At 46.1% G+C, this 21,280-nt stretch carries 21 protein-coding genes; 9 read left to right on the top strand and 12 right to left on the bottom strand.

All coding sequences use genetic code 11. From position 1 onward, the window contains the following. Positions 1 to 48 precede the first annotated feature (48 nt). The 6 genes from CZ379_RS06335 to CZ379_RS06310 all read right to left on the bottom strand — a co-directional run bounded on the left by CZ379_RS06335 (position 49) and on the right by CZ379_RS06310 (position 7,778). Entirely contained in the window at positions 49 to 1,290 is a 1,242-nt protein-coding gene (locus CZ379_RS06335) for a methyl-accepting chemotaxis protein (protein ID WP_110930890.1), read from the bottom strand. A gap of 489 nt (positions 1,291 to 1,779) precedes the next feature. Further along, positions 1,780 to 2,595, bottom strand: coding sequence for a response regulator transcription factor (locus tag CZ379_RS06330; protein ID WP_110930889.1), 816 nt, complete (start codon positions 2,593 to 2,595; stop codon positions 1,780 to 1,782). After that, a complete protein-coding gene (locus CZ379_RS06325) occupies positions 2,577 to 2,966 on the bottom strand; it encodes a Fur family transcriptional regulator (RefSeq protein ID WP_110930888.1) in 390 nt (129 codons plus the stop codon). The genes CZ379_RS06330 and CZ379_RS06325 overlap by 19 nt, the downstream gene beginning before the upstream one ends. Positions 2,967 to 3,401: 435 nt before the next feature. Beyond that, positions 3,402 to 4,631 carry a GerAB/ArcD/ProY family transporter gene (locus tag CZ379_RS06320; protein ID WP_110930887.1) on the bottom strand — a complete coding sequence of 410 codons (1,230 nt, stop codon included), beginning with the start codon at positions 4,629 to 4,631 and terminating at the stop codon, positions 3,402 to 3,404. A 14-nt stretch (positions 4,632 to 4,645) separates the two neighbouring features. After that, entirely contained in the window at positions 4,646 to 5,860 is a 1,215-nt protein-coding gene (locus CZ379_RS06315; RefSeq protein ID WP_234404836.1) for a Ger(x)C family spore germination protein, read from the bottom strand. A gap of 37 nt (positions 5,861 to 5,897) precedes the next feature. Then, positions 5,898 to 7,778, bottom strand: a complete 1,881-nt coding sequence (locus tag CZ379_RS06310) for a spore germination protein (protein WP_234404835.1) — start codon at positions 7,776 to 7,778, stop codon at positions 5,898 to 5,900. 183 nt (positions 7,779 to 7,961) lie between these two features. Between CZ379_RS06310 and CZ379_RS06305 the strand changes: the two genes are divergently transcribed. The 4 genes from CZ379_RS06305 to CZ379_RS06290 all read left to right on the top strand — a co-directional run bounded on the left by CZ379_RS06305 (position 7,962) and on the right by CZ379_RS06290 (position 11,573). Further along, positions 7,962 to 9,527 (top strand): FAD-dependent oxidoreductase, encoded by a 1,566-nt coding sequence (locus CZ379_RS06305; RefSeq protein ID WP_110930886.1) that lies wholly within the window; start codon positions 7,962 to 7,964, stop codon positions 9,525 to 9,527. A gap of 171 nt (positions 9,528 to 9,698) precedes the next feature. After that, a complete protein-coding gene (locus tag CZ379_RS06300; RefSeq protein WP_110930885.1) occupies positions 9,699 to 10,025 on the top strand; it encodes a PadR family transcriptional regulator in 327 nt (108 codons plus the stop codon). Continuing rightward, the gene (locus tag CZ379_RS06295) at positions 10,022 to 10,627 is read left to right on the top strand and encodes a DUF1700 domain-containing protein (protein ID WP_110930884.1); all 606 of its coding nucleotides are present in this window, start codon (positions 10,022 to 10,024) and stop codon (positions 10,625 to 10,627) included. The genes CZ379_RS06300 and CZ379_RS06295 overlap by 4 nt, the downstream gene beginning before the upstream one ends. Further along, positions 10,620 to 11,573, top strand: coding sequence for a DUF4097 family beta strand repeat-containing protein (locus CZ379_RS06290; RefSeq protein ID WP_110930883.1), 954 nt, complete (start codon positions 10,620 to 10,622; stop codon positions 11,571 to 11,573). The genes CZ379_RS06295 and CZ379_RS06290 overlap by 8 nt, the downstream gene beginning before the upstream one ends. Before the next feature lie 67 nt (positions 11,574 to 11,640). Here the strand turns inward: CZ379_RS06290 and CZ379_RS06285 are convergent, their stop codons facing one another. After that, positions 11,641 to 12,090: a hypothetical protein gene (locus tag CZ379_RS06285; RefSeq protein ID WP_199925493.1), complete on the bottom strand. Its 450-nt coding sequence runs from the start codon at positions 12,088 to 12,090 to the stop codon at positions 11,641 to 11,643. Between the two features lie 292 nt (positions 12,091 to 12,382). Here CZ379_RS06285 and CZ379_RS06280 point away from each other — a divergent pair, with 292 nt between their 5' ends. Then, a complete protein-coding gene (locus tag CZ379_RS06280) occupies positions 12,383 to 12,601 on the top strand; it encodes a helix-turn-helix transcriptional regulator (protein WP_110930882.1) in 219 nt (72 codons plus the stop codon). Positions 12,602 to 12,804: 203 nt separating this feature from the next. On the opposite strand, the gene CZ379_RS06275 is transcribed toward CZ379_RS06280, so the two are convergent. From CZ379_RS06275 to CZ379_RS06260, 4 genes are read right to left on the bottom strand one after another with little or no spacing between them, the layout of a single operon-like run. Continuing rightward, positions 12,805 to 13,557 carry an iron ABC transporter ATP-binding protein gene (locus CZ379_RS06275; protein ID WP_110930881.1) on the bottom strand — a complete coding sequence of 251 codons (753 nt, stop codon included), beginning with the start codon at positions 13,555 to 13,557 and terminating at the stop codon, positions 12,805 to 12,807. After that, entirely contained in the window at positions 13,554 to 14,618 is a 1,065-nt protein-coding gene (locus tag CZ379_RS06270; RefSeq protein WP_110930880.1) for an iron chelate uptake ABC transporter family permease subunit, read from the bottom strand. Before CZ379_RS06270 ends, CZ379_RS06275 begins: the two co-directional genes overlap by 4 nt. After that, positions 14,615 to 15,628: an ABC transporter permease gene (locus CZ379_RS06265; RefSeq protein WP_110930879.1), complete on the bottom strand. Its 1,014-nt coding sequence runs from the start codon at positions 15,626 to 15,628 to the stop codon at positions 14,615 to 14,617. Before CZ379_RS06265 ends, CZ379_RS06270 begins: the two co-directional genes overlap by 4 nt. Before the next feature lie 21 nt (positions 15,629 to 15,649). After that, entirely contained in the window at positions 15,650 to 16,684 is a 1,035-nt protein-coding gene (locus CZ379_RS06260) for a siderophore ABC transporter substrate-binding protein (RefSeq protein ID WP_110930878.1), read from the bottom strand. A gap of 347 nt (positions 16,685 to 17,031) precedes the next feature. Here CZ379_RS06260 and CZ379_RS06255 point away from each other — a divergent pair, with 347 nt between their 5' ends. From CZ379_RS06255 to CZ379_RS06240, 4 genes are read left to right on the top strand one after another with little or no spacing between them, the layout of a single operon-like run. After that, on the top strand, positions 17,032 to 18,303 hold the full coding sequence (locus CZ379_RS06255) for an ArnT family glycosyltransferase (RefSeq protein WP_234404834.1): 1,272 nt from the start codon (positions 17,032 to 17,034) through the stop codon (positions 18,301 to 18,303). A gap of 17 nt (positions 18,304 to 18,320) precedes the next feature. After that, on the top strand, positions 18,321 to 19,025 hold the full coding sequence (locus CZ379_RS06250; protein ID WP_110930876.1) for a glycosyltransferase family 2 protein: 705 nt from the start codon (positions 18,321 to 18,323) through the stop codon (positions 19,023 to 19,025). Further along, complete coding sequence (locus CZ379_RS06245; RefSeq protein WP_110930875.1) at positions 19,026 to 19,373, top strand: DUF2304 domain-containing protein; 348 nt, start codon at positions 19,026 to 19,028, stop codon at positions 19,371 to 19,373. Continuing rightward, entirely contained in the window at positions 19,357 to 19,701 is a 345-nt protein-coding gene (locus tag CZ379_RS06240; protein ID WP_110930874.1) for an EamA family transporter, read from the top strand. Before CZ379_RS06245 ends, CZ379_RS06240 begins: the two co-directional genes overlap by 17 nt. Before the next feature lie 377 nt (positions 19,702 to 20,078). Here CZ379_RS06240 and CZ379_RS06235 read toward each other — a convergent pair. After that, positions 20,079 to 21,280: ABC-F family ATP-binding cassette domain-containing protein (locus CZ379_RS06235; protein WP_199925492.1), on the bottom strand; the 1,202-nt coding region annotated here is incomplete at its 5' end.

The raw sequence follows: 21,280 nt of genomic DNA, 5'->3' as shown, positions 1-21,280 counted from the left end.
ATGACTCGCAGGACAACCTAGTCTTTTCTCCCCTATTTTATTACAATTTCATGACTTTTGTAACTTGAACTTGCCGACCATTTCCTCCAGTTGTCTGGCGATGGAAGATAGCTGGCTTGTAGAGGAGGCAATTTCCTGAATGGAAGCCAACTGCTCTTCGGCAGCAGCCGAAATCGTTCCTATGTTCTCGGAGCCATCCTCCGTGATGTTGCGTATATCGGATATCGTTTCCGATACTTTATCGGCTCCAGCCGTCAATTCCTTGGCAGCTCCGGATACTTCTTCGATCTTGTCTGCGGCTCCCCGGACAGCTCTGCGGATTCGCGAGAAGCTGCGGCCGGAAATATCGACGGCAACAATTCCTTCTTCCACGCCCCTCTTTGCATTTTCCATCGATTCCAGCGCCTGCCTTACCTCCGACTGGATTCCGCTGATCAGATCCTCGATCTGATGGGCATAGTTCTCGGATCCCTCAGCAAGCTTGCGAACTTCAGCGGCTACGACGGCAAAACCGCGGCCTTCCTCGCCCGCTCTTGCGGCTTCAATAGAAGCGTTTAGGGCGAGCAAATTGGTCTGCTGAGCGATTCCCGTAATGACGCCAACGATTCCGCCGATATTCTCAGTGTGCTCGCTCAAATTTTGAATCACTGCGCCAAGCTCGTCCACCGTCTGGTGGATATGCTCAATTTTCTCTACAACGCTAATTACGGACGTATTTCCTTCTTCGGCAACCGCTGTCGTCTGCTCCATCGATTGAGTCACATCTTGTATATGACCCGAGATAGCCGCTGCCTGACGCGATATATCCTCGACCCCATTTACGCCTTCTTCCATATTGTGCATCTGACGTTCACTACCGGACGCAACCTCTTGAATCGCCAAGGTTACGTGCTCGATCGCCTTGGTCGTTTGGTCTGCACTGGCTGATAGCTGGTTTGCCGATAAGTTAACCTGGCTGGACGCCTTCCGCATTTCTGCCATCATAACATTCCAATTATCGACAGCCTCCTGAAGCCGTTTCGCCACCGTGCCGATCTCATCATTCCGGTTGGCGCCGCTTACCCGCTCCGACAGGTCTCCCCGGCTGATCTGTAGAATAGACTCGCTCAAACGATGGAGCGGCCCCGTAATCCCCCGAGAAAGCAGCCAAGCTGCCAACAGAGCAACGGCAACAGATATCCCACCAACGACCCACCACGATGAATTACTCCATACTAACATCAGTGCAATAGGAACGATGGCAACTGACACACTAGCAAGGAATAGAGAGAGTGTTATGCGATTTTTCATTTATACAGGTTCCTTTCCTTTAAAAATTGACCCGCTTTATATTTAATGTTTATGCTTTAACATTCGACATAAACCGCATATTTTCCTCTTTAAGAAATCGCAAAAAAAGGGCCTGTCCCGAAAGTGATCATAGATGGCAGAGTGCCCCCCGCTTCTTTCAAAAAGCTCTCTGTTTCTTCGGAATCAATTTTCGCCCTTACCTGCATCCCATTCTTTAAGTCCTCCTATATAAACTGTTGGATATACTAACCTGCCATACAGGTCACACAATAAATGGATTTCATGTATCTAATTATGCTCTAAACGAATGCTTGCTTAAGGGATTAGATGGATTGTATGCAGCTATAATCAAGAATCCATTCATGATTGGCAATTTCCTTTACTCCAACGACATGAAATCCATCGTAAAAGTGAATGAGTGTTGCTCGTTTCATCTGTTCCTGCTTTGAACAAATTACTTCTGGGACTGCCTCTTGTCAAGTATGCCCATTAATCAGCCAGTCGGTATCCCACCCCGCGAACGGTAGCAATATAAGTCGGGTTCACCGCCCGGTCGCCAAGCTTCTTGCGCAAGCTCTTGATATGAACATCTACGACATTGCTGCCGCCCGTAAACGAAGTTTCCCAGACGTCTGCCAGCAGCTCTTCCCGGGACAAGACGCTCCCTTCATGATCCAGAAGCTTCATTAGCAGCTCGTACTCTGTCTTCGTGAATTCAATAGCTGTGCCATCGCGATATACCTGCATTTTCTTGCGATCAATCCATAGATCCTTGAAAATAACTGTGCTCGCTGCCGGCAAAGCTTTGGAAGCCGCTGGCCGATGATTGCTCGTACGAATGATTCGCTGTACATGATACAAAATCTCGTTCGGTGAAGCCGGCCAAACAAGAAGCTCCAAATTCATTAAGCTTTGATTCATTTGCGACAACATCGCTTCATTAACGAGCAGCAGCGACGGAACGCTCTCCAGATCCTGCAGCATTCGTGATGTGATCAACGCCGCCTCTTCCTGGCCGCGATAGGATGTCAGGTCGAAAATGACAAGATCAGCGGCCGATGCATTGCGTATTCCTTGTTCCCAATGGTGGAACATAAGGACATCGAAGCAGCCCACCGACAAGTCTCTAACCAACTCATAAATTTCGCTTGGAAATGGGCTGACAAGGATGACACGCTGCGTCGTTGGGCATGCCATCGGAATACTGCCCATCAATTCCTCGTTGTAGGATAGCTCATTGCCAGGATGTCTATAGGGGGCAACGGTTCCCGGCTGGACTCTTTGCTTTATTTCTTCTGCCTGCATGACTGGCACACCCCCCCAAATACAACATGGGCATGATGCACGTCATACCCGGTCTCCTTGGCAACCGACGCACTCCACTTCTCCGGAACCTTTGTCATCACTTCATCCACTCTCCCGCATACTTCGCACAAAATATGCTGGTGATCATCCAGTTTGGCGTCATAACGGCTGGCAGCCTCGCCAAGCTTCAATTCCCGGATCAGCTCTTTGTCGGTTAAATATCGGAGTGAATTGTATACTGTGCCATAGGCAAAGTTATACCCTTGTTCAACTAGGCGATTCATCACTTCCGCAGCAGTCGGATGATCGTCCGCGTTGCGGACAACATCATAGACCGCTTTACGCTGCGTCGTTAAATTTAGTGATTTCATATATAGAATCATTCCTTACGATTTGTTTTTAGAATTAGTATAAGTCTTATTACACGATTCGTCAAGCATGGCGTCCCGCTGGCAGAGGTTCAATTCGATCGGATTAGAGCAAGCCCTGTATGGGAATGCCGCGTTTCTTCCATAATAAAATCATTAAACATGAGAAAGGATGAACCGTCCATGATTATGAAAAAATATGCCATTTCGATTCTCTTCCTCCTATTATGCGTTCTATACAGCATATGGATTGACATTCGCGTCGGCTTGCCATGGAATACGGTCTTCGTAAATTGGCAGCAGTCCTTTTTTACAGGAGCGGAAAGATGGACAGCCTGCGCGCTGCTGCTCCTTCTGGTCGCACCCGACCTGTATCGCAGTTATAAGCAGTCCCGAAATCCTTCTAGCGACCCAGCAGCGTCATCCGGCACGGCCACCTCAGCTTCCAGCGGCGCCTCCAGTGCCAGCGCCCCCTCCGGCAGTTTCGTCTCCGGCTCGGGAACTAGCTTCAGCTCCAGTACCCCCTCCGCTGGCAGTACCTCCCCCTCCAGCTCCGGAAGCAGCTCCGGTTCCGGCTCTTAAACGAGAAATGAGCTTGTAGACCATAGCTGCTATAAGAACAACAAGCGGCAGCACAATGTAAAATATGGGGTCAACCAAGTACAACACTTTGCTCCCTTTCATTAAGTGCTCGCTAGTGGATCGGGTAAGCCAAGCCGTCGAAGCCAAAACAATGAGAGTCAAAGGATATATGAGCTTCTGGTACGGGATGTTGAAAATATTCGATATCCCGACAAGCGCCGCATAAAAATAGATGCTGATTTTAAAGAAAACGCCGATGATCAGCGTCATCACAACGAATATGTCCGGCCGCTGAATAAAGTCAGATATCGAGGCTTTGCCGATCGTTGCCAGTAAGGGAAACAGCGATCTCTCGGCAATATCGACACCTAGAACGGAAATCGTCATCGCTACGGTCAAGCTTAAAATAAAACCGGCAAAAACGATTGCCAAATACCCAGCTCTAACCCCTTTCTTGGCATCATTCAAAAAGGGCAGCAGCATGTTGAACGCAATAGCCTCAGCAAAGGGAAACTGATAGTTTTTTCGCGGTACCGATTGAAGCAGCGGCCCGATTCCGTCTCCTAATATGGGCAGCAGCCGGTTGATGTCGATAATATTCGCAAATCCAATCAACAGCAGACTGAGCATACCAATCACAACAATGATCACCATGAAGATCAGTGCCGTCCTCGCCAGAACTTCAAGTCCTTTATGCAATGTATAAGCTACAGTAATCATCATAAGCAAATTAACGATAAACAGTGGCGTTTCACGTAAGGTTGAAGAGATGACCAGCAGCCCGCCATCTAGCAAATCCCTTGACGCTTTATTCAGGAAAAATACCGTGTAGACGATGCCAAGCAGCGTTCCCAGGTATTTGCCAAGCAGTATTTTAAAATACTCGGTAGGAAGCATCTTGGGAAACCATAAGTAAAGCATGGAATTGGCCGCATAAAGCAGAAGACCGATAGCGAGGCCTAACAAAATCGCCAGCCACTCATCTTTATGCACCTCCAGTCCCAGATTGACAACGAGTGCCGTTCCGAGCTGGAACAGCAGCATTAGCGCGAATACTTGCAGGGGAGTTATTTTGATCTTTTCCATGGCGCCTCACCTCCCTAGGAGTCCTGATTATACTTAAAGGAGCGATCCCGCATTTGCGTATTTTGAATAACTGAATTTACTTTGTACTCGACCTCCAGTTGAGGGAACAGATCTTCCCAGCGTTCCTTGATTTCCTTCCATGCCGTCGGGCTTTGACGCTCTATCACTTCTCCGAAGCGAAAGACATCGCTTTTTGCCGATTGGGCTTTTTGGACGACACTTCGCAGATCCTTAGCGATCACCTCATTCGCCTTCTGTTCTATAAAATGAAGCACCTCGGGATTGCGCAAATCGACATGGGTATCGACTTCCCTGATCGACAATAAGGCGTTAACGCTAACCTGCATAACCGGATGCGACGGATCGCTCAACTGCGCCTTCAAGCCAGTCTTGGAACGAATCACGTCAACCGCAATGTCGCCAAATTCCCGATCGGAGTCAATGAACAGCGACGTCTTTTTCGTTTTATTTTTGATCCATACCATTCCTCGGCTCTCGTCTCGATTTAGCCAATCCACCAGCTTATCGTCCTTAAAAATAGCCAAATCGCCAACTACAACAATTCCGGAGCTTTCCACAGTCTCCAGGTTGCTCTTCTTCCCCGCTTCAATTACGTCGCCAATCACCTCTAGGCTATTAATGACGGGTCCTCCGCCCGGAGTCAGCAAATCACGTAAAATATCGTCGATTTCCATCTGATAGTTGGCGCCCAATTGCCCCGATGCTAACTCCACCTTCTGCGAGAGGGAGTACGCTGAAATTTTGCCGATCGGCATCAATGTGGCTACCACATCTTTAGCCCTCACGTCTCCCTTCGCTATGACCACATCAGCCGTCAGCCGAATATCAGAGTCTCTATCGAGGAAGTCCATAATCTCCGCAATGCCTCGACGGGCAACTGCCTCGGATATAACAATAAGCCGGGCATGCGCCGTAGAAGTCAGACGCGGCACTTTGCGGGAAACATTGCGGATTGCTCCGCTGATCGTCCGCCCCGTTCCGTTGTAGATTGAAGTAGGCGTTGCTCCACGTCCCGTTTTGCCTGAAATCTCATCGGCAATGACGACCTGGAAAGAGATCATAAATTGATCCTCGGCCTCAGGCGTATGATCGATGCCAATACCCGCCACGATCGCTCGGCGGTTCAATTCAAGAGCATCCCAGCATCCGGTTAACAGTGCAGCACAGCACAAAATCAAAGCGGCACCTATCATCCTTTTCATCATCATATGGACAGTCCTCCTGCTAGGATATAAGCGGTGTTTCTCATATACCATGATCGGAAACCCCTTGTTGATCTTGCTGGCTCTGCTGATCCTGTTGACCCTGCCGGCCTTGTTGGGCTTGCTGGTTTTGCTGGGCTTGCTGGTTTTGCTGGTTTTGCTGACCCTGCTGTTGATTTGCTCCTATAGAGTCTTTGTTTCGCCCTTCACGGATCTGATGCTGCTCTTTGATTTTGCTAGGCGGCGTTCTTAATATCCAAGCAGGCATGCGCAGTAAAGAATCCTTCTGATCCTTCGGAACAAATGGAGCAATCGGGGCTAAATACGGCACGCCGAAAGAGCGTAAGCTATTCATATGAACGACCAGCATAAGAATTCCCAGGGTAATGCCATATAAGCCGAACATGCCGGCCAGAACCATGAAGAGAAACCGAATCAAGCGGCCCGCCACAGCTATGCTGTAGGAGGGCGGCGCAAAGCTCGCGATCCCGGTCAATGCAACGACGATGACCATCCCAGGGGTAATGAGGCCTGCTTCAACTACCGCTTGTCCGAGAATAAGGGCGCCCACGATCGAGATCGTCTGCCCAATAGCCCGAGGCATGCGCAGCCCAGCTTCGCGCAGCAGTTCAAAGGTAACCTCCATCAACAAGGCCTCTACGAATGCTGGAAAGGGGACGCCCTCCCGCTGAGCAAGCAGACTGGTCAGAAGAGGGGAGGGAATCATCTCATAGTGGAACGTCGTCAGCGCTATATATAAGGCTGGGCCAAGCACGAGCACGATAAAGCTGAGATAGCGGATCATACGCATGAGAATGCTGATATCAAAACGCTGGGCATAGTCCTCTGGAGATTGAAAGAAATGGCCGAATACAGTCGGCAAAATCAGGACGAACGGCGTCCCGTCCACAATGATGACTACTTGTCCCTCCAGCAAATGACCAGCCGCAGTATCCGGCCTCTCCGTATTGTATATCGTAGGAAACAGAGTAAAGGTCTTATCCTGAATAAACTCTTCGATATAACCCGATTCCAGAACCCCGTTAAGCTGAATGTTCGCAAGACGCTCCCTGACTTCCTCAATAAGCTTGGGATCAGACATGCTCTTGATATACATCATTGCCACATGTGTATGGGTAACTTCACCGATCTTCATCGTTTCCAGCCATAAATTCGTATTCCTGATTCTCCGTCTAATAAGAGATATATTTGTTGCAATCGACTCAACAAAGCTGTCCTTCGGCCCCCGAACGACCAGCTCATTGGTTGATTCCGTTATCGACCTCCATTCTCCGCCCCGGGTTCCGGCAACGATGGCCCGAGTGCTCCCCTCGAGAAAAATCGCTGTATCCCCCGATAGGATAGCTAAAATAACATCGTTCCATTCCGAAACTATGTTGGCTTCTCCCAGGGACAGAAAGTGGGATTTCATTTGATCCAGCAGAGTCTCCGAATCCTTCGCCTCTTCTTGCTCCATGCCCGTTATGGACTCCATCACAAAGGAATTGATCATCATTGGATCACTTAATCCATTTAAATATATGACAACCATAGGAACAGATTTCTGTCCATTCACACTCATCTTACGGATGACAATATCCGCGCTATCTCCGGTTTCTTGCTGAATCCGCTGCACTGTCTGCTGCAAATCCCCAGAAATGACCTTATTGCCCGTCAGTTGTGCATTCTGCGAACTTGAAGCGCCCTGTGAGCCAGTTTGCTGAGTGCCGGCTTGCTGAGATCCAGCATGGTTCTGTACGCCTGCATGTTGCTGATAGCTAGCACTGCTCTGAGAGCTTGCATCATCCTGATTCCGAGCCATTTCGCCTCCCATATCGGTATGGCTGCTGTTCTCGCTTTCACTTTTATTTCGTTCGTCTTGAGATTGGCGTCTGCTTCTTCCGATAAATTGATTGCGCTTCATGTCTGGCAGCTCCTGTCCCTTAACATATCCCCATTATTTGCTAACGGACTCTTTTTCATGCGAATGCGCAAAATAGGGACTACGTCGCCTTGCAAAAAGAAGGATGCCTTCACCCGTCAATGCTTTATTTACCAGCTAACGTGGTAATAATGATGAACAAGTACTTATTCGAGGAGGTTGCTGATGAATAACCAAGAATACAATCGGGGGGCATTGCCCCAGTTCCCCCAATCGATGTGGAGACATACCACAGATTTGCCCGCTTTTTCCAAGCTTGAAAAGGACGTTCAGACCGACATCGCCATCATCGGCGCTGGAATTACGGGCATTACCACCGCTTATCTTCTGTCCAAAGCAGGGTTTAAGGTTACCGTAGTGGAGGCGGCTCAAATTCTCGACGGAACCACCGGATTCACAACGGCAAAAATCACTGCCCAGCACGGCCTAATCTACGATAAGCTGCGCAAGCATTTTGGTGATGAAGAAGCCAAATTATATTACGAAGCGAACGAGGAAGCCCTTTCGTTCATACGATCCACGGTAGAGGAGCATCAAATCGACTGCCAATTGCAGCAGGAGGATGCTTATTTATATGCCGATTCCGAGGAACAGGCCGAGCAGCTTCGCAAGGAATGGGAAGCTTACGAACAATTGGGCCTGCCTGGTGAATGGTGCGAATCACTGCCGATCCCTCTAGCAGTCCATGGGGCAATCCGGCTGCCAAATCAAGCTCAGTTCCATCCGCTTCATTACTTGCGTGCCCTCGTCGACTCGATTATTGCCAACGGAGGAGTGTTCTATGAGAATACGACAATGGAAGATGCAGCTGACAATACCGGAGATGGACGGCGACGGCTCAAGGCGGAGAATGGATGCACCATTACTTGCAAATATGCGATCTCTGCCTCCCACTTTCCGTTCTATGACGGAGGCGGATTCTACTTCACGAGATTGCATGCCGAACGCTCGTATGTGGTTGCAATCGAGCCGGAAATCCCGTTGGAGAGAGGCATGTACATTAATTGCGGTGAACCTAAGCGCTCCCTGAGATCAGCTCTGCTGGAAGGGACACAGGTTATTCTGGTCGGAGGAGAATCACATAAAACAGGAAAAGGCAAATGCACGTTCAAGCATTACGAGGAGCTGGAAAGTTTCGGCGGCCAGCTTTTCGGGGCCAAGCGCATTCCTTATCGCTGGTCCACCCAAGACCTGATCACGCTGGACGAAGTCCCTTATATCGGAGCAATCACCGCGGACGAGGGTAATGTGCTTGTAGCAACCGGCTTTGCGAAATGGGGGATGACTAACGGCACAGTAGCCGCCCTGGTGTTCCGCGATCTGATTATGGGACACGGCAACAAGTTTACGGATCTTTACAAGCCTTCCCGCTTCAAAGCAAACCCCGGAATCAAGAACTTTACTGTGCAAAACGCGGATGTAGCCAAAGAATGGGTATCTGGGAAAATCGAACTGATCCACCGCAAGGCGGATGAATTAAAGACCGATGAAGGAGGAGTCGTGCGGCATCTTGGCAAACGAGCCGGCGGTTACAAAGACGCCGAAGGCCGATTATTCATCGTCGATACGACATGCACGCACCTTGGCTGCGAAGTCGAATGGAATGATGCCGAACGCTCCTGGGACTGCCCTTGCCATGGCTCAAGATTCAACTATAAAGGAGAAGTGCTGGAAGGACCGGCAATAGAGAATCTGCCGCTACTCAGTCAAGAGTCTGGTAACGGATCATAGCTATCCTCAGGATGGAATTATCCACGGACTGAACCAAGCTGTAAAAAGGCACCGGGCGGTGCCTTTTTTTCCACTTTAGGTATCTTGCTTTATTCAGTACTGGATGATAGTATATAGAGGGAAGTCAGCTTAAGAATACCACTAATATATATGAAAAAGAGGCGATGGCATTTGGATATCAGTATCCAATTTAAAAAAGGCGCCTTGGAAATCTGCGTGCTAGTACTCATCCATGAGAAGGATCGCTATGGATATGAGTTAGCCCAATCCGTCTCCGAGCATATCGAAGTGGCGGAAGGCGCATTGTATCCACTGCTGCGAAGACTCGTGAACGAGGGGCATTGCACAACGTATTTGCAGGAATCGAGCGAGGGCCCTCCCCGCAAATATTATAAACTGACCCCCCAAGGGGAAATTCACATGAAGAAGTTGGTGATTGAATGGAAACGATTCGTGAGCAACGTATCCAATTTAATCGAGAGAGGAAACCGTCTATGAAGAAGAGCGAATTTATTTCATTGCTCAGCTCCCATTTATCGATGCTGCCCCCAGAGGAACGCAGCGAGTTGATGGAGGACTATGAAGCCCATTTTGCTTTTGGACTTCAGAACGGCAGGACGGAAGAAGATATTGTCCGTGAGCTGGGTGATCCGGTTGAGCTGGCCCAGGAGGCTCTAGAAAACCGGGTTAACCCTCAGCATCCATTATATTGGTTCGGCGACCGACCCGAGGGTCAGACGGCTCCAGCCCCAGCGGCAAAAACGAACAATCGCCATCGGTTGATGACTTCAGCGGTCTATACCGGACTGTTCTTCCTTAACCTGGTTATGCTGCCCTTGCTGACTGCATTTTGGGCCTTGGGCCTGGCTGTCGCTGTAACGGCGCTTGCCGGTATACTGAGCCCTGCTGCCCTGCTTCTCGAGTATATATTTAACGACGCATTTCACCTTACAAAAGCCTTTGCCGTGCTGGCGATGATCGGCATCGGCATCCTTCTCGCCGTCGCCACGCGTTATCTGTACTCGAACCTTATTAAATTAAGTGCGTCTTATTGGGCATGGAACGTCCGAGTCGCCAAAGGAGACAATACCAATGAATAAAAAAGGATTAACCCTTATAGCGACCATTCTCGTCATTCTGGGCATTGGCGGGATGTTCTATCAAGGCTTCAACTTCGGGGAAGAACAGCCCCCCTATACCCAGAAATGGACGTTTAGCGATAATGAGCTGAAGTCCCTTTCCATCCATAGCGATTATAATGTTGAGCTTGAATTTATTGCGAGCCCCGATGGTACGAACTATGTAGAATCGAGAGGAAATCTGCCGCAACAGTCGATTGACAAATTAATGGAGACGAAGATTGCGAATCAGAGCTTAGCTCTTCAATTAAGGGAAGAACGGGTCATTTCTTTTCTCAGCTTCGGCTTTAATTCAACCACTCAGCAAATTACGGTGGCTTTAGCCGATCCCGAACAGTCGCTGGATCAAATCACTGTCGACCTGATGGCCAACGATGGCAATTTCAAGGCACTGCGTGCCAAGGAAATTTTGCTTGAGACGAAATCCGGGAATTTGGAAGGCAAAGACCTAGAAGCCGACCGCTTGCAAGTAGGAGCACTGTCCGGCAAAATATCATTGGAGGAAATCGCGGCGGACACTGAGCTGAGGGTAACCTCAGGGAATGTGGAGATTAATCATCTTCAGGGCTCATTAACCTCCAAAATGACCTCTGGCGATTTTACAGTTCAAAACCTGCAAGGCGATATTCAGGCTGCGATGACTTCGGGCAACATTAAAGTCGGTAACTGGACTGGGAATGGAACTTTTAAATCGACTTCGGGCAATATCACCATAAAGGATCAGCGTTCGGACACAGTGGATATCACGATACAATCCGGAAATGTGAGACTTTCTGCCGATCCAGAATTTCAAGGCATATACGACCTGAGAACTTCTTCAGGAAATATCAAGTCGCCGGATTCGCCTAATGTGAACCATGACATCATTAAAGTTCGCTCTACCTCTGGGAATATTACGATTGAATAATAAAGATAGCCTCCGGCTCTCCAGCCGGGGGCTATTCTTGACTTAATAAATGTATATGGCGATCCATTTAGGCGATCTCGCCAGCAATGGCTTCGCGATAAGACTTCAATGAGTAGTAGATGACGGTCTGCATCATACTTTGATCTTCCTCAGGAATAAGCATCTTCGCATAGTTCCAGGCATTCTCTTCGATGCGAAGAGCAATCCTCTTCCGCTCCTGCTCATTGTCGCAGTGATCCAGAAGATCCGATAGCTCCTGGAGATGTGCATCCTCAGCATGCCCAAGCTCATGGGCGAAGACGATGCGCAGCACCTGCGGAAAAGCTTCAAGCGATCCAAAGAGACTTAAGCATTGCTTCTTGATTTCTCCGACATACATCGTGACCTTGTGATCGGCGATGCTGTATTTCCCACCTACATTACGACCCCCGGGAAACCGAGAACGAACGTCAAGAGAAACCGTGCTGCCGGATTGCATCAACAATTGATCAAAGATAAGTTGTGCTGTTCTTTCCAAGTAGACTCCCCTTATTTCTTATCAAATTGACACCTCGTAATCTGATTTGTACAATCAGGACGTTTTTGCCTTCCTCATTATAATCCAACTGATTTCAGAAATGAATAACAGAGCAACCATTATTTTTTACATTCATGATTTGTTTGAAACGAACGATCCTACTCCAACCGTCTTCTCCTGCGATCGGCTTTTTTATTTTCTTAGTGTTAGGTTTACACCACGACCTAAAGGTCGTGATAATTAATTAAATACTTCGGTAATATCTAATAATAAAGACTATTAGGAGTTACCGATCGTAAAATTAAAAGAAGCCCGTGAAGCAGCTAATTTCACCCAAGAGTCGCTTGTCAATGAAATCCAAACTTATATGGATTGCTCTTTAAGGCATTACCAGAACATTGAATATGGCAAGAAAATACCGAGAATGCCCTTGGGATTGTTAATATGTAAGCTGTGTAAAGTCGATCCTACTGAAATAGACGAATGGAAGATTAGTGGAAACCCTTGGTGACCATTTAATCACTGTTTTGCTCAATGTCTGATCACGCAGACCCCCTAATATAATTACCAAAAAAACACCGGATGAAGATTGCAAATTCGGTGTTTTTTATAGCTCCAATAAAAGCAAAACAGCCACTATATAGAAGTAGCTGTTGAATAGATTGGGTTCTTGTTTAGAGATTTGGCTGCAAAAGTTGAGTCAATTAAATAATGCTAATAAACAGCTATTGGTCCATATGGACCATCGATAATTTCTATTTTCGTTTCAAATATATTTGTCAAAACTTCTGGGTTCATAACCTCTTCTACTGTTCCAAAGGCGGCAATTTGTCCATCTTTCATAGCACAAATTCTATCCGAATATTTGGCTGCAAAATTGATATCATGCATAACAGTCAGAATTGTTCTTCCAAATTCATTAGCGGCATGCCTCAAATGTTCCATCATTTGAACAGAGCGAGCAACATCAAGATTGTTTAGAGGCTCGTCCAAAAGTACATATTCAGTCTCTTGACACAAAACCATTGCTACATATGCCCTTTGCCTTTGACCACCAGAAAGCTCATCTAAATATCTATCTTCCAGATTAGTCAAATCTAAAAAATCGATATATTTAGAAATAATAGCCTCATCCTCTTTAGTTAATCTTCCCTTTGAATAAGGAAAACGCCCAAATCCAGCTAGTTGCCTAACCGTAAGCTTGGTTACAAAATGGTTTTCTTGGCGCAAAATAGTCAAGACTTTTGCTAAGTCTTCTGATTTAGTTTTAGAAACATCCATATTGGCGACCGTAATTTGGCCTTCATCCATATTCAAAAGTCTTCCGATCATCATAAGTGTCGTGGACTTTCCAGCGCCATTTGGCCCAATTAAAGAAGTAAGACCAGCTTTTGGTATTGTAATATCCAAAGGTCCTATTTTTACCTCATCAGTATACAACTTTCTAACATTATCAATCTTTATCATAGAGCCCTCTTCCTTAAGATTACAATTAAAAATGTTATTCCACCAAACAGTTCGATAATAATTGAAACAACACCTTGAGCATTGAATACATGATACATAAAAAAGTATGCACCCGTTATTATCAAAAATCCGATAGCAAAAGCCATTGGAAAAATATATTTGTGATCATAAGTTGGCGCTGCTAGATAACTCAAAGTTGCAACTAAAAATCCATAGAATGTAAGTGGTCCAACCAAAGCCGTTGAAATGGACATCAATATAGAAACTAATACAAGAGCATAAATTACGCCAAATTTATGATTAACTCCCAAAGAAGGGGAGACATTCTTCCCAAGTGACAATACATTTAATTTCTTGGAATAAGCAAAAAGAAGGAATGCTACAATGATTACAATTGGAATTGAAATAGGAAAATAGCCAGCATCCGCATTATTGACAGAAGCAAATAATCTTGCCTGTAAAATATCAAACTCAGACGGCGCAAGAAGTCTTCTCATAAAAGAGGATAGAGACCTCAGCCCAACTCCAATAATAATTCCCACCAAAAGCATAATCTGTAAATTTCCATACTTTCCAGAAAGCAGCCATCCATAAAGGATCAAACACAGCAAAACCATAAGGACAACTTGAAATATGAATGATCCAACACCAGTAAAGCTTATAAATGCACCAACACCAAAGAAAAACATGGTACTCGTATGAATTGCTGAGTAAAGTGCTTCAAAGCCTAAAAGTGAAGGAGTTATAATCCTATTATTCGTAATCGATTGGAAAGCGACGGTCGCCAAACTCTGACAAATTGCTGCAATAATCATCGCACCAAGAGCTACCAGCCTTCTTTTAACAACCGGGATAAAAGAAGGAGAATCTACTGGAACCGGATTGTTATAAACCAAAAGTCCATACGAAGAAAAAATGCCCAGTGCAATCAATGCTATCAGCAAAATCCAATAACGTTTTTCTTCTTTCTTGGAACGAAAAGCTCTGGCTGATCTATGTTTATTATGAAGGCTAGAATCGATTTTGAAATTTTCTTTATTACTATATTCTAATGCGTTCATCGTAGCCTCCTCTGTCTCAATAAAATAACAATAAATACGACTGATCCTACTGTTCCAAGTATTAAAGAGACAGGTACTTCAAAAGGCATTATAATTGTTCGGGAAATGATGTCACAAACAGTTATCGTGCCCATTCCTATCACACATACCCAGGGCAAGTTACTCCTCAGATCATCTCCCCTATACATGGAAACAATATTCGGTACGATTAAACCTAAAAAAGGTAAATTTCCAATAACAGCTGCAACAATTCCAACGGCAAAAGAAATAAGACCAGTACCAATAAGAATGATCCTATTATAATTTACTCCAAGACTTGTTGAAACATCTTCTCCTAGTCCAGCTAAAGTCAATCGGTTAGCATAAATAAAAATAAATAAAGTAACAACAACAATGATCCATAGGTACTCATATCTTCCAACCTGAACCGCAGCAAAAGAACCTACAAACCAGTTTTCAATATTTTGTGTCATTTGAAAAACGAGTCCAATAAAGGTGGAAATCGCGGATATGATTGCTCCAAGCATCATCCCGATAATCGGAACAATTAAAGACGAGCGTAGTTTAACTCTTCTTAGAAACAAAAAGAAAATCATTGTTCCTATAAAAGAAAAAATGATTGCCCCCGTCATTCTTAGGACTAAAGTTGGCGCTGGAAATAACAAATAAACAAAAAGAAGCCCCAAACCTGCCCATTCAATCGTTCCTGTTGTAGTAGGTTCAACCAAACGATTCTGTGTAATAAGCTGCATGACAAGTCCTGCCATTGACATTGCAGCTCCAGTCAGCATTAGTGCAGCTGTTCTTGGAACACGAGTGATGAAGAACATTTCCATTCCATCGTCTTGCCCTCGTATATCATAAACTCCAGTAAACAGTGATATAATACCTAAAATAAAAACAACTATAATCGCTAATATAAAGGGTTTTGTCCATATCTTATTGAGATTATAACGCTGGGGTTGAGCGCTCTCAACCCCAGCATTTATTTGTATTATATTCTTCGGCACTGCCTCATACTCCTTTATACACTACTTAGCTAAAGTACTTGCAAGATTCTCAAATAACTCTAGATAAGTTTGTATTGATTCATTTGTATAAGTATCGTCTGGTGCATACACAATCTTTCCTTCAGAAACAGCCTTTGTGTTTTTAAGGGCAGGCGAATTATCAATAACGTCTTGAGCAGGAGTTGCACCCTCTGTAGAAGATACCGCAGCGTCACGATCTAGTACAAAAATCCAATCAGGATTGCTTTGGGCAATCGCTTCAACAGAAACTTCATCACCTTGATGATCTGAAGAAGATTTGTCAACTTCTAATGCTGGAACCCATCCGAAAATTTCATACATTGGGCCCCAAACACGACCAGAATGAGGAGCTGAAAAACCAATATTTCCACCAGAAACGATCACACTCATAACTGTATCTGTTCCATTATAGGCAGACTTCGCCTTTTCGATCGCTTGATCAAAATCAGCTGTTAATTTTTCAGCTTCTGCATTTTTATCAAAAATTTGACCTAATGCGAGTGTAGAATTCTTAAGTCCGTTTACTAAGTTTTCTCCAGGTGTAGCAGCTGCCTCAGAAACATCAAAATTAAGATCAATAACAACTGCATTTGGCACTATTTTCTTTATATCTTCATAAAAACCTGCAAATCTTTGGCCGACAATTACAAGATCAGGATCTGCGGCTGCTAGAATTTCAAGATTTGGTTCACGATGGTTTCCGATATCTTGAACTGAATTATCAGCTACATACGGTGAGTCCGCAGGCATTACAGGCTTAGGAGCAGCTGCTAATTCAATTCCCCAAGCAGCTAAAGTTTCAAAGGTTCTGCTATCTAAAGCAACTACATTTTTTGGATTTACAGGAACAGTAACCGTTCCATGGGCATCAGTGATTTCAACTGTCGTGGGCACAGTAACCTCTTGACTTCCATTGGATTCAGCAGGTTTTGGCTCATTATTAGCTACTTCATTACTTGAATTTGAGCAAGCTGCTAACATCAAAGTCAGAACTGCAATAAGACCAACTAATTTGAAAAACATAGACTTCTTCATACATATCCTCCTTGATATAAAAGCTTGATAGACAAGCAAATTATTGAATTGGTGAAATTAATATCATATTTGTTATATTTTTATGTGCTATTTAAATAATTATCTATATTTCACTACAGTACATAGCAACAAAGCAAAGACAACGATAATGATTATCAATCTCAAATTCTATTCAAGCTTACCAAATCAAAATGACATTATCAACTATTTTTTTTCTTCCACCTAGACCAAATTATAATTGTGGCATATTTCCCCATAATATAAGTTATATAAACGATGCGTATATAAACCACAGCAATTTGTTTATATATATATTTGAACATTTTTCTAGAGTGGAGTTGAGCTTATTGTTCCGATCAAGGGAGACCAGCCGACCAGTCAAGGTGTATTTGTCTGGCTTGATGGCTTTCGTTGGCATTGTTTCATGTATTATCGTTCTGGTCTATAATGATTACTTTTTTCTCGGCGACCCTCTCAAGCCTAATAACGATGACGTCAAATATATTCAGACCTCCCGCCTTCTGCTGAACGAAGGCGTGCTTGCCTATAATACGGGAGACAAGCCCTCAGCCTTCATCATGCCTGGGCTGCCGCTTATACTGGCCGGATTCATGGCCCTGTTCGGTCAAGAAGACGGCGGGGTCACCGCTTTCCGTCTGTATCAATGCGCTCTGCAAGTGCTATGTATTTATCTCGTCTTCTGGTTGGGCAAGCGCATCTTCAAGACACGCACCGGTCTGATCGCCTGTACGATAAGTGCGTTATATTTCCCGGATTACTTCTCCTCCGGTGTCATTCTGACTGAATCGACCTTCAGAACACTCCTCCTGCTCCTGCTTTGCGTCACACTCATCGCCCTGGAACGGAATATGGCTCGATATTACATCCTGCTCGGAGTGTTGACCGCGGCGGCCGCTTACTTCAAGCCCCATGCCTCCTTGTATCCCGCTGTGTTCCTCGTCCTCTGGTGGAGACATAAAATTCCGTGGCGCCTTATGTTGAAATATACCCTGCTTATGGCCGGGGTTTACATTCTGCTGCTCACGCCCTGGTGGATTCGCAACTGGGTTACATTCCATGAGTTTATATTATTCACGAATTCGGGGGGCAGTCCTTTTCTGCTCGGAGCACGAATTCATGGACAACTGCCGCCGTCGGATTTTTTTGAAGCCCATCCACAATACGATCCGGAGACTCTGTTTCAAGGCTCAGATCGTTTGGCCGTGCGGAAGGGCATCGACATCATCAAATATGGATTTGCGCACGAGCCGTTAAAATACCTCTACTGGTTCACGGCCGGCCGATGGGTGGAGCTGTATTTCCATCCTTTCTACTCTCGTCCCATTTGGCCGATCACCAGACCCGTCATGAATGTTATTCAGAAAATCCTGATGATTATCAATATGCTGGGCATCTGCTGGGCGCTGATTAAACATCGCTCTAAGCAGCTGCTGCCGTTAATTGCCGCCCTCGGCTATTTTACCGTTATTTATATTCCCTTCGTCGCCTTTAACCGGTATGGCTATCCGAACATGATTCTGTTAATACTATTTGGGTCATATTTCATAGAACAGCTTCTGGGGTATTTCAACAAGCTTTCTAAGAATGGTTTGAGATAAAGGAGGACGGTGACTTCATGAAAACTCTCATCATCATCCCGGCGTATAATGAGGAGGGCAGCATTGCATCCGTCATTGCCGATATCCGTACCCATGTGCCGGAAGCGGATATTGTCGTCATCAACGACGGCTCCACCGATCGGACGGAAATGGTCGCAGCAGCAAGCTGCGCCCGCGTCCTAACCATGCCTTACAACGTAGGGATTGGCGGCGGTATGCAGACGGGTTATATGTATGCTAAGATGCATGGCTATGATGTGGCAGTGCAAATGGATGCCGATGGACAGCATCCGGCAGAGGAGCTGCCTAAATTGATCGATCAGACCGCCTGTTACGATCTCGTTATCGGCTCCAGATACTTGAAATCGACGTCATACCGTTCATCTTATATGCGACGGATCGGCATGATTTTTTTCTCCAAACTAGTTACGCTTCTTACAAGACAGCGCTTCACGGATACAACGAGCGGCTTTCGGGCGGCCGGGCGCAAGGTCATCGACTTGTATGCAGCCTATTATCCGATCGATTATCCGGAGGTGGAATCCCTCGTCTACCTCAAACGCCATGGCTGCCAAATCACAGAGGTATCCACGGAAATGCGGCGGAGAAAAGCAGGCAGATCCTCCATCACTCCCGCAAGATCGGTCTACTATATGATCAAGGTTACCCTCTCTGTAATTATGAGCGCAATGCGATATAATAGAACGGCGGTGATCAAATAGATGTTCATTAACATACTATCGGTGTCGATATCCGTTGTCTTTCTGCTCATCGTTCTTGAGCTGGTCAGAAGGCAAAGGCTCAAGGAGCAGTATGCTCTGCTATGGATATTGTTCAGCATCGTGCTGCTGATTCTTTCATTAAATGTATCATTCATGGAGTGGATTGCAGAGCAGATGGGCGTCAAATACCCTCCAGCCGTTCTTTTCCTATTCGGTCTGCTGTTCTGCTTCTCCCTCATACTTCATCTTACGATTGTCATTACCAAGCTGACGAGCCAGGTGCTTCGTCTGACCCAAGAAGTGGCGATCCTTAAAGCTCAGGAGGCTCTTAATGGAAAAAACAATTAGTTATGTTTTGCTGCTTGGCAATATTCTGTTGCTAGTCACAGGCCAAGTTCTCTTCAAGATCGGACTCACCCGATCAGGCGGGCTCGTATGGAATAAGCTCATTCTATCCCCGATGATACTCGGCGGCATAGCACTCTACGGGCTTGCTACCATACTATGGTTCGCCGTCCTGACCCGCTTGCCCCTAAGCGTAGCTTATCCGATGCAAGCCTTCGCCTATGTTCTCGCTCTTATTCCTGCATACTTCTTATTTGGCGAGTCGATTTCAGCCACTAAATTAGCCGGCGTGGCCGTTATCCTGTTCGGCGTATACTTGCTGGCTAGATAAACTAGGCAGGAACGCCAACCCGTGCGGATCAAAATCGTGCTTGGACATGATTGATTTTGTTTCTGCTACCCTAAACGTTTGGAGCAAATGAATCGCTGTAATGACTGGACTTCTGCTTCCACTCATTATAGATGGATTTCTAATATTTATATAAGAGAATGGAAGGGGCTGGGAAGTAATAAAAGGATTTCATGCCCTTAAAAACTGATAAACCACCTTATATGGCTCTGCTCAGTCTTTTTAATAGCATGAAATCCAGCTAAGTTGCGGGCCTTGCCATTGTCGGTATTTTTTAGTACCACAAATACAGTTGGCCCTGCCTACTCGGACTCGAATGTCTACTCGATAATATAATCGAATCCTTTTACGAACCTTTATTAAATCTCAGGAAGCTCACCGATCTGCCTGCGGATTTCAGTGATCGCCGCCATCAGCTCATTCTGCTCTTCAGGGGACGGCGGTTCTTCCTGCCCTATCAAGAACGCCAATTCCAGCTCCAAGCGCTCCCGTTCATTTTCTAAACCTTGTGATGCCGCATCCAGCCGCTGGCTTCGATCCTTCGATTCATATTCCTCCACCGTCCCCGGAAACCACTCGGGTTCCTTCTGTCTATCCAGCAATAGAAGTCGATTACATACCTTTCGCGCCAAATACCTGTCATGGGTTACAATCATCAACGCCCCCGGGTAAGTACACAGCGCTTCTTCCACCGCTTCTCGCGTGTCAATATCCAAATAGTTGGTCGGTTCATCGAGAATTAGCAGATTAGATCCGCCAAAAAACAACTTTAGAAATGCTACCCGGCATTTCTCTCCCATGCTCAGATCTCCTATTTTCTTATATACCTCTTCCCTGGAAAATAAGAAGCAGCCCAGAATTGTCCTAGCATGCGATTGCGTCATATCCGGCAATCCCAGCAGACTGTCCAGTATTGTCTGGCTCTCCTCCAAATTGTTCAACTCCTGGGCGAAGTACCCGATCGAAGCTTGCGGATGCAGAGCCACTGTTCCTGAAGAAGGCGCAAGCTGTCCCGTGATCAGTTTTAACAAAGTAGATTTGCCCGCTCCATTCGGCCCTAGAACGCCGACCCGATCGCCCCGTTCAACCTCCAGGCTAAGGTGATTGAACAACTGGTCGCGTCCACTCCCTCCAGCAGCGTGCTCGTAGCCGAATCCTACATCGTTCATCCGCAACAAAGTAGATGCGGCAAACGCTCCGTCCTGCAGATTCATTTGGAGCACTTTCGCTTCCCGGGGCTTCTCTACCCGATCCCGTTCCAGGCGCTCAAGCTCTTTCTGCTTCGCATGATAACGGGAAATATTCTTCTTCGCCTTGGCCTTATAGAAGCTGGCTGTAATGGCCACATCCAAATTGTCGGCGCGAGCGGCCCGATGGGCCTGGTGGAACCATTCCTGATAACGCCGAATGGACTGTTTCAGGGCTTGACGCTCCTGCTCTTGCTTCTTGTATAGCGTCATTTGGGTGCGCCGCTCGAGCTCCTTTTGCTGGCGATAATCACTGTATCCGCCAGCATAGCGTCGGCAGCCATCCGCCTGCAGCTCCAATATGGCGGTGGCCG

The sequence above is a fragment of the Paenibacillus bouchesdurhonensis genome (assembly GCF_900155685.1).
GTDB classification, from domain to species: Bacteria; Bacillota; Bacilli; order Paenibacillales; family Paenibacillaceae; genus Fontibacillus; species Fontibacillus bouchesdurhonensis.
Note: the sequence above shows the minus strand (reverse complement) of the source record. Positions and strands in the feature narration are given on the sequence as shown.

What these genes read in the sequence shown, in the direction of transcription:
- CZ379_RS06335 (WP_110930890.1), bottom strand. Translation starts at nt 1,290, where the DNA reads ATGAAAAATCGCATAACACTCTCTCTATTCCTTGCTAGTGTGTCAGTT.
- CZ379_RS06330 (WP_110930889.1), bottom strand. Translation starts at nt 2,595, where the DNA reads ATGCAGGCAGAAGAAATAAAGCAAAGAGTCCAGCCGGGAACCGTTGCC.
- CZ379_RS06325 (WP_110930888.1), bottom strand. Translation starts at nt 2,966, where the DNA reads ATGAAATCACTAAATTTAACGACGCAGCGTAAAGCGGTCTATGATGTT.
- CZ379_RS06320 (WP_110930887.1), bottom strand. Translation starts at nt 4,631, where the DNA reads ATGGAAAAGATCAAAATAACTCCCCTGCAAGTATTCGCGCTAATGCTG.
- CZ379_RS06315 (WP_234404836.1), bottom strand. Translation starts at nt 5,860, where the DNA reads ATGATGATGAAAAGGATGATAGGTGCCGCTTTGATTTTGTGCTGTGCT.
- CZ379_RS06310 (WP_234404835.1), bottom strand. Translation starts at nt 7,778, where the DNA reads ATGAAGCGCAATCAATTTATCGGAAGAAGCAGACGCCAATCTCAAGAC.
- CZ379_RS06305 (WP_110930886.1), top strand. Translation starts at nt 7,962, where the DNA reads ATGAATAACCAAGAATACAATCGGGGGGCATTGCCCCAGTTCCCCCAA.
- CZ379_RS06295 (WP_110930884.1), top strand. Translation starts at nt 10,022, where the DNA reads ATGAAGAAGAGCGAATTTATTTCATTGCTCAGCTCCCATTTATCGATG.
- CZ379_RS06290 (WP_110930883.1), top strand. Translation starts at nt 10,620, where the DNA reads ATGAATAAAAAAGGATTAACCCTTATAGCGACCATTCTCGTCATTCTG.
- CZ379_RS06275 (WP_110930881.1), bottom strand. Translation starts at nt 13,557, where the DNA reads ATGATAAAGATTGATAATGTTAGAAAGTTGTATACTGATGAGGTAAAA.
- CZ379_RS06270 (WP_110930880.1), bottom strand. Translation starts at nt 14,618, where the DNA reads ATGAACGCATTAGAATATAGTAATAAAGAAAATTTCAAAATCGATTCT.
- CZ379_RS06260 (WP_110930878.1), bottom strand. Translation starts at nt 16,684, where the DNA reads ATGAAGAAGTCTATGTTTTTCAAATTAGTTGGTCTTATTGCAGTTCTG.
- CZ379_RS06250 (WP_110930876.1), top strand. Translation starts at nt 18,321, where the DNA reads ATGAAAACTCTCATCATCATCCCGGCGTATAATGAGGAGGGCAGCATT.
- CZ379_RS06245 (WP_110930875.1), top strand. Translation starts at nt 19,026, where the DNA reads ATGTTCATTAACATACTATCGGTGTCGATATCCGTTGTCTTTCTGCTC.
- CZ379_RS06240 (WP_110930874.1), top strand. Translation starts at nt 19,357, where the DNA reads ATGGAAAAAACAATTAGTTATGTTTTGCTGCTTGGCAATATTCTGTTG.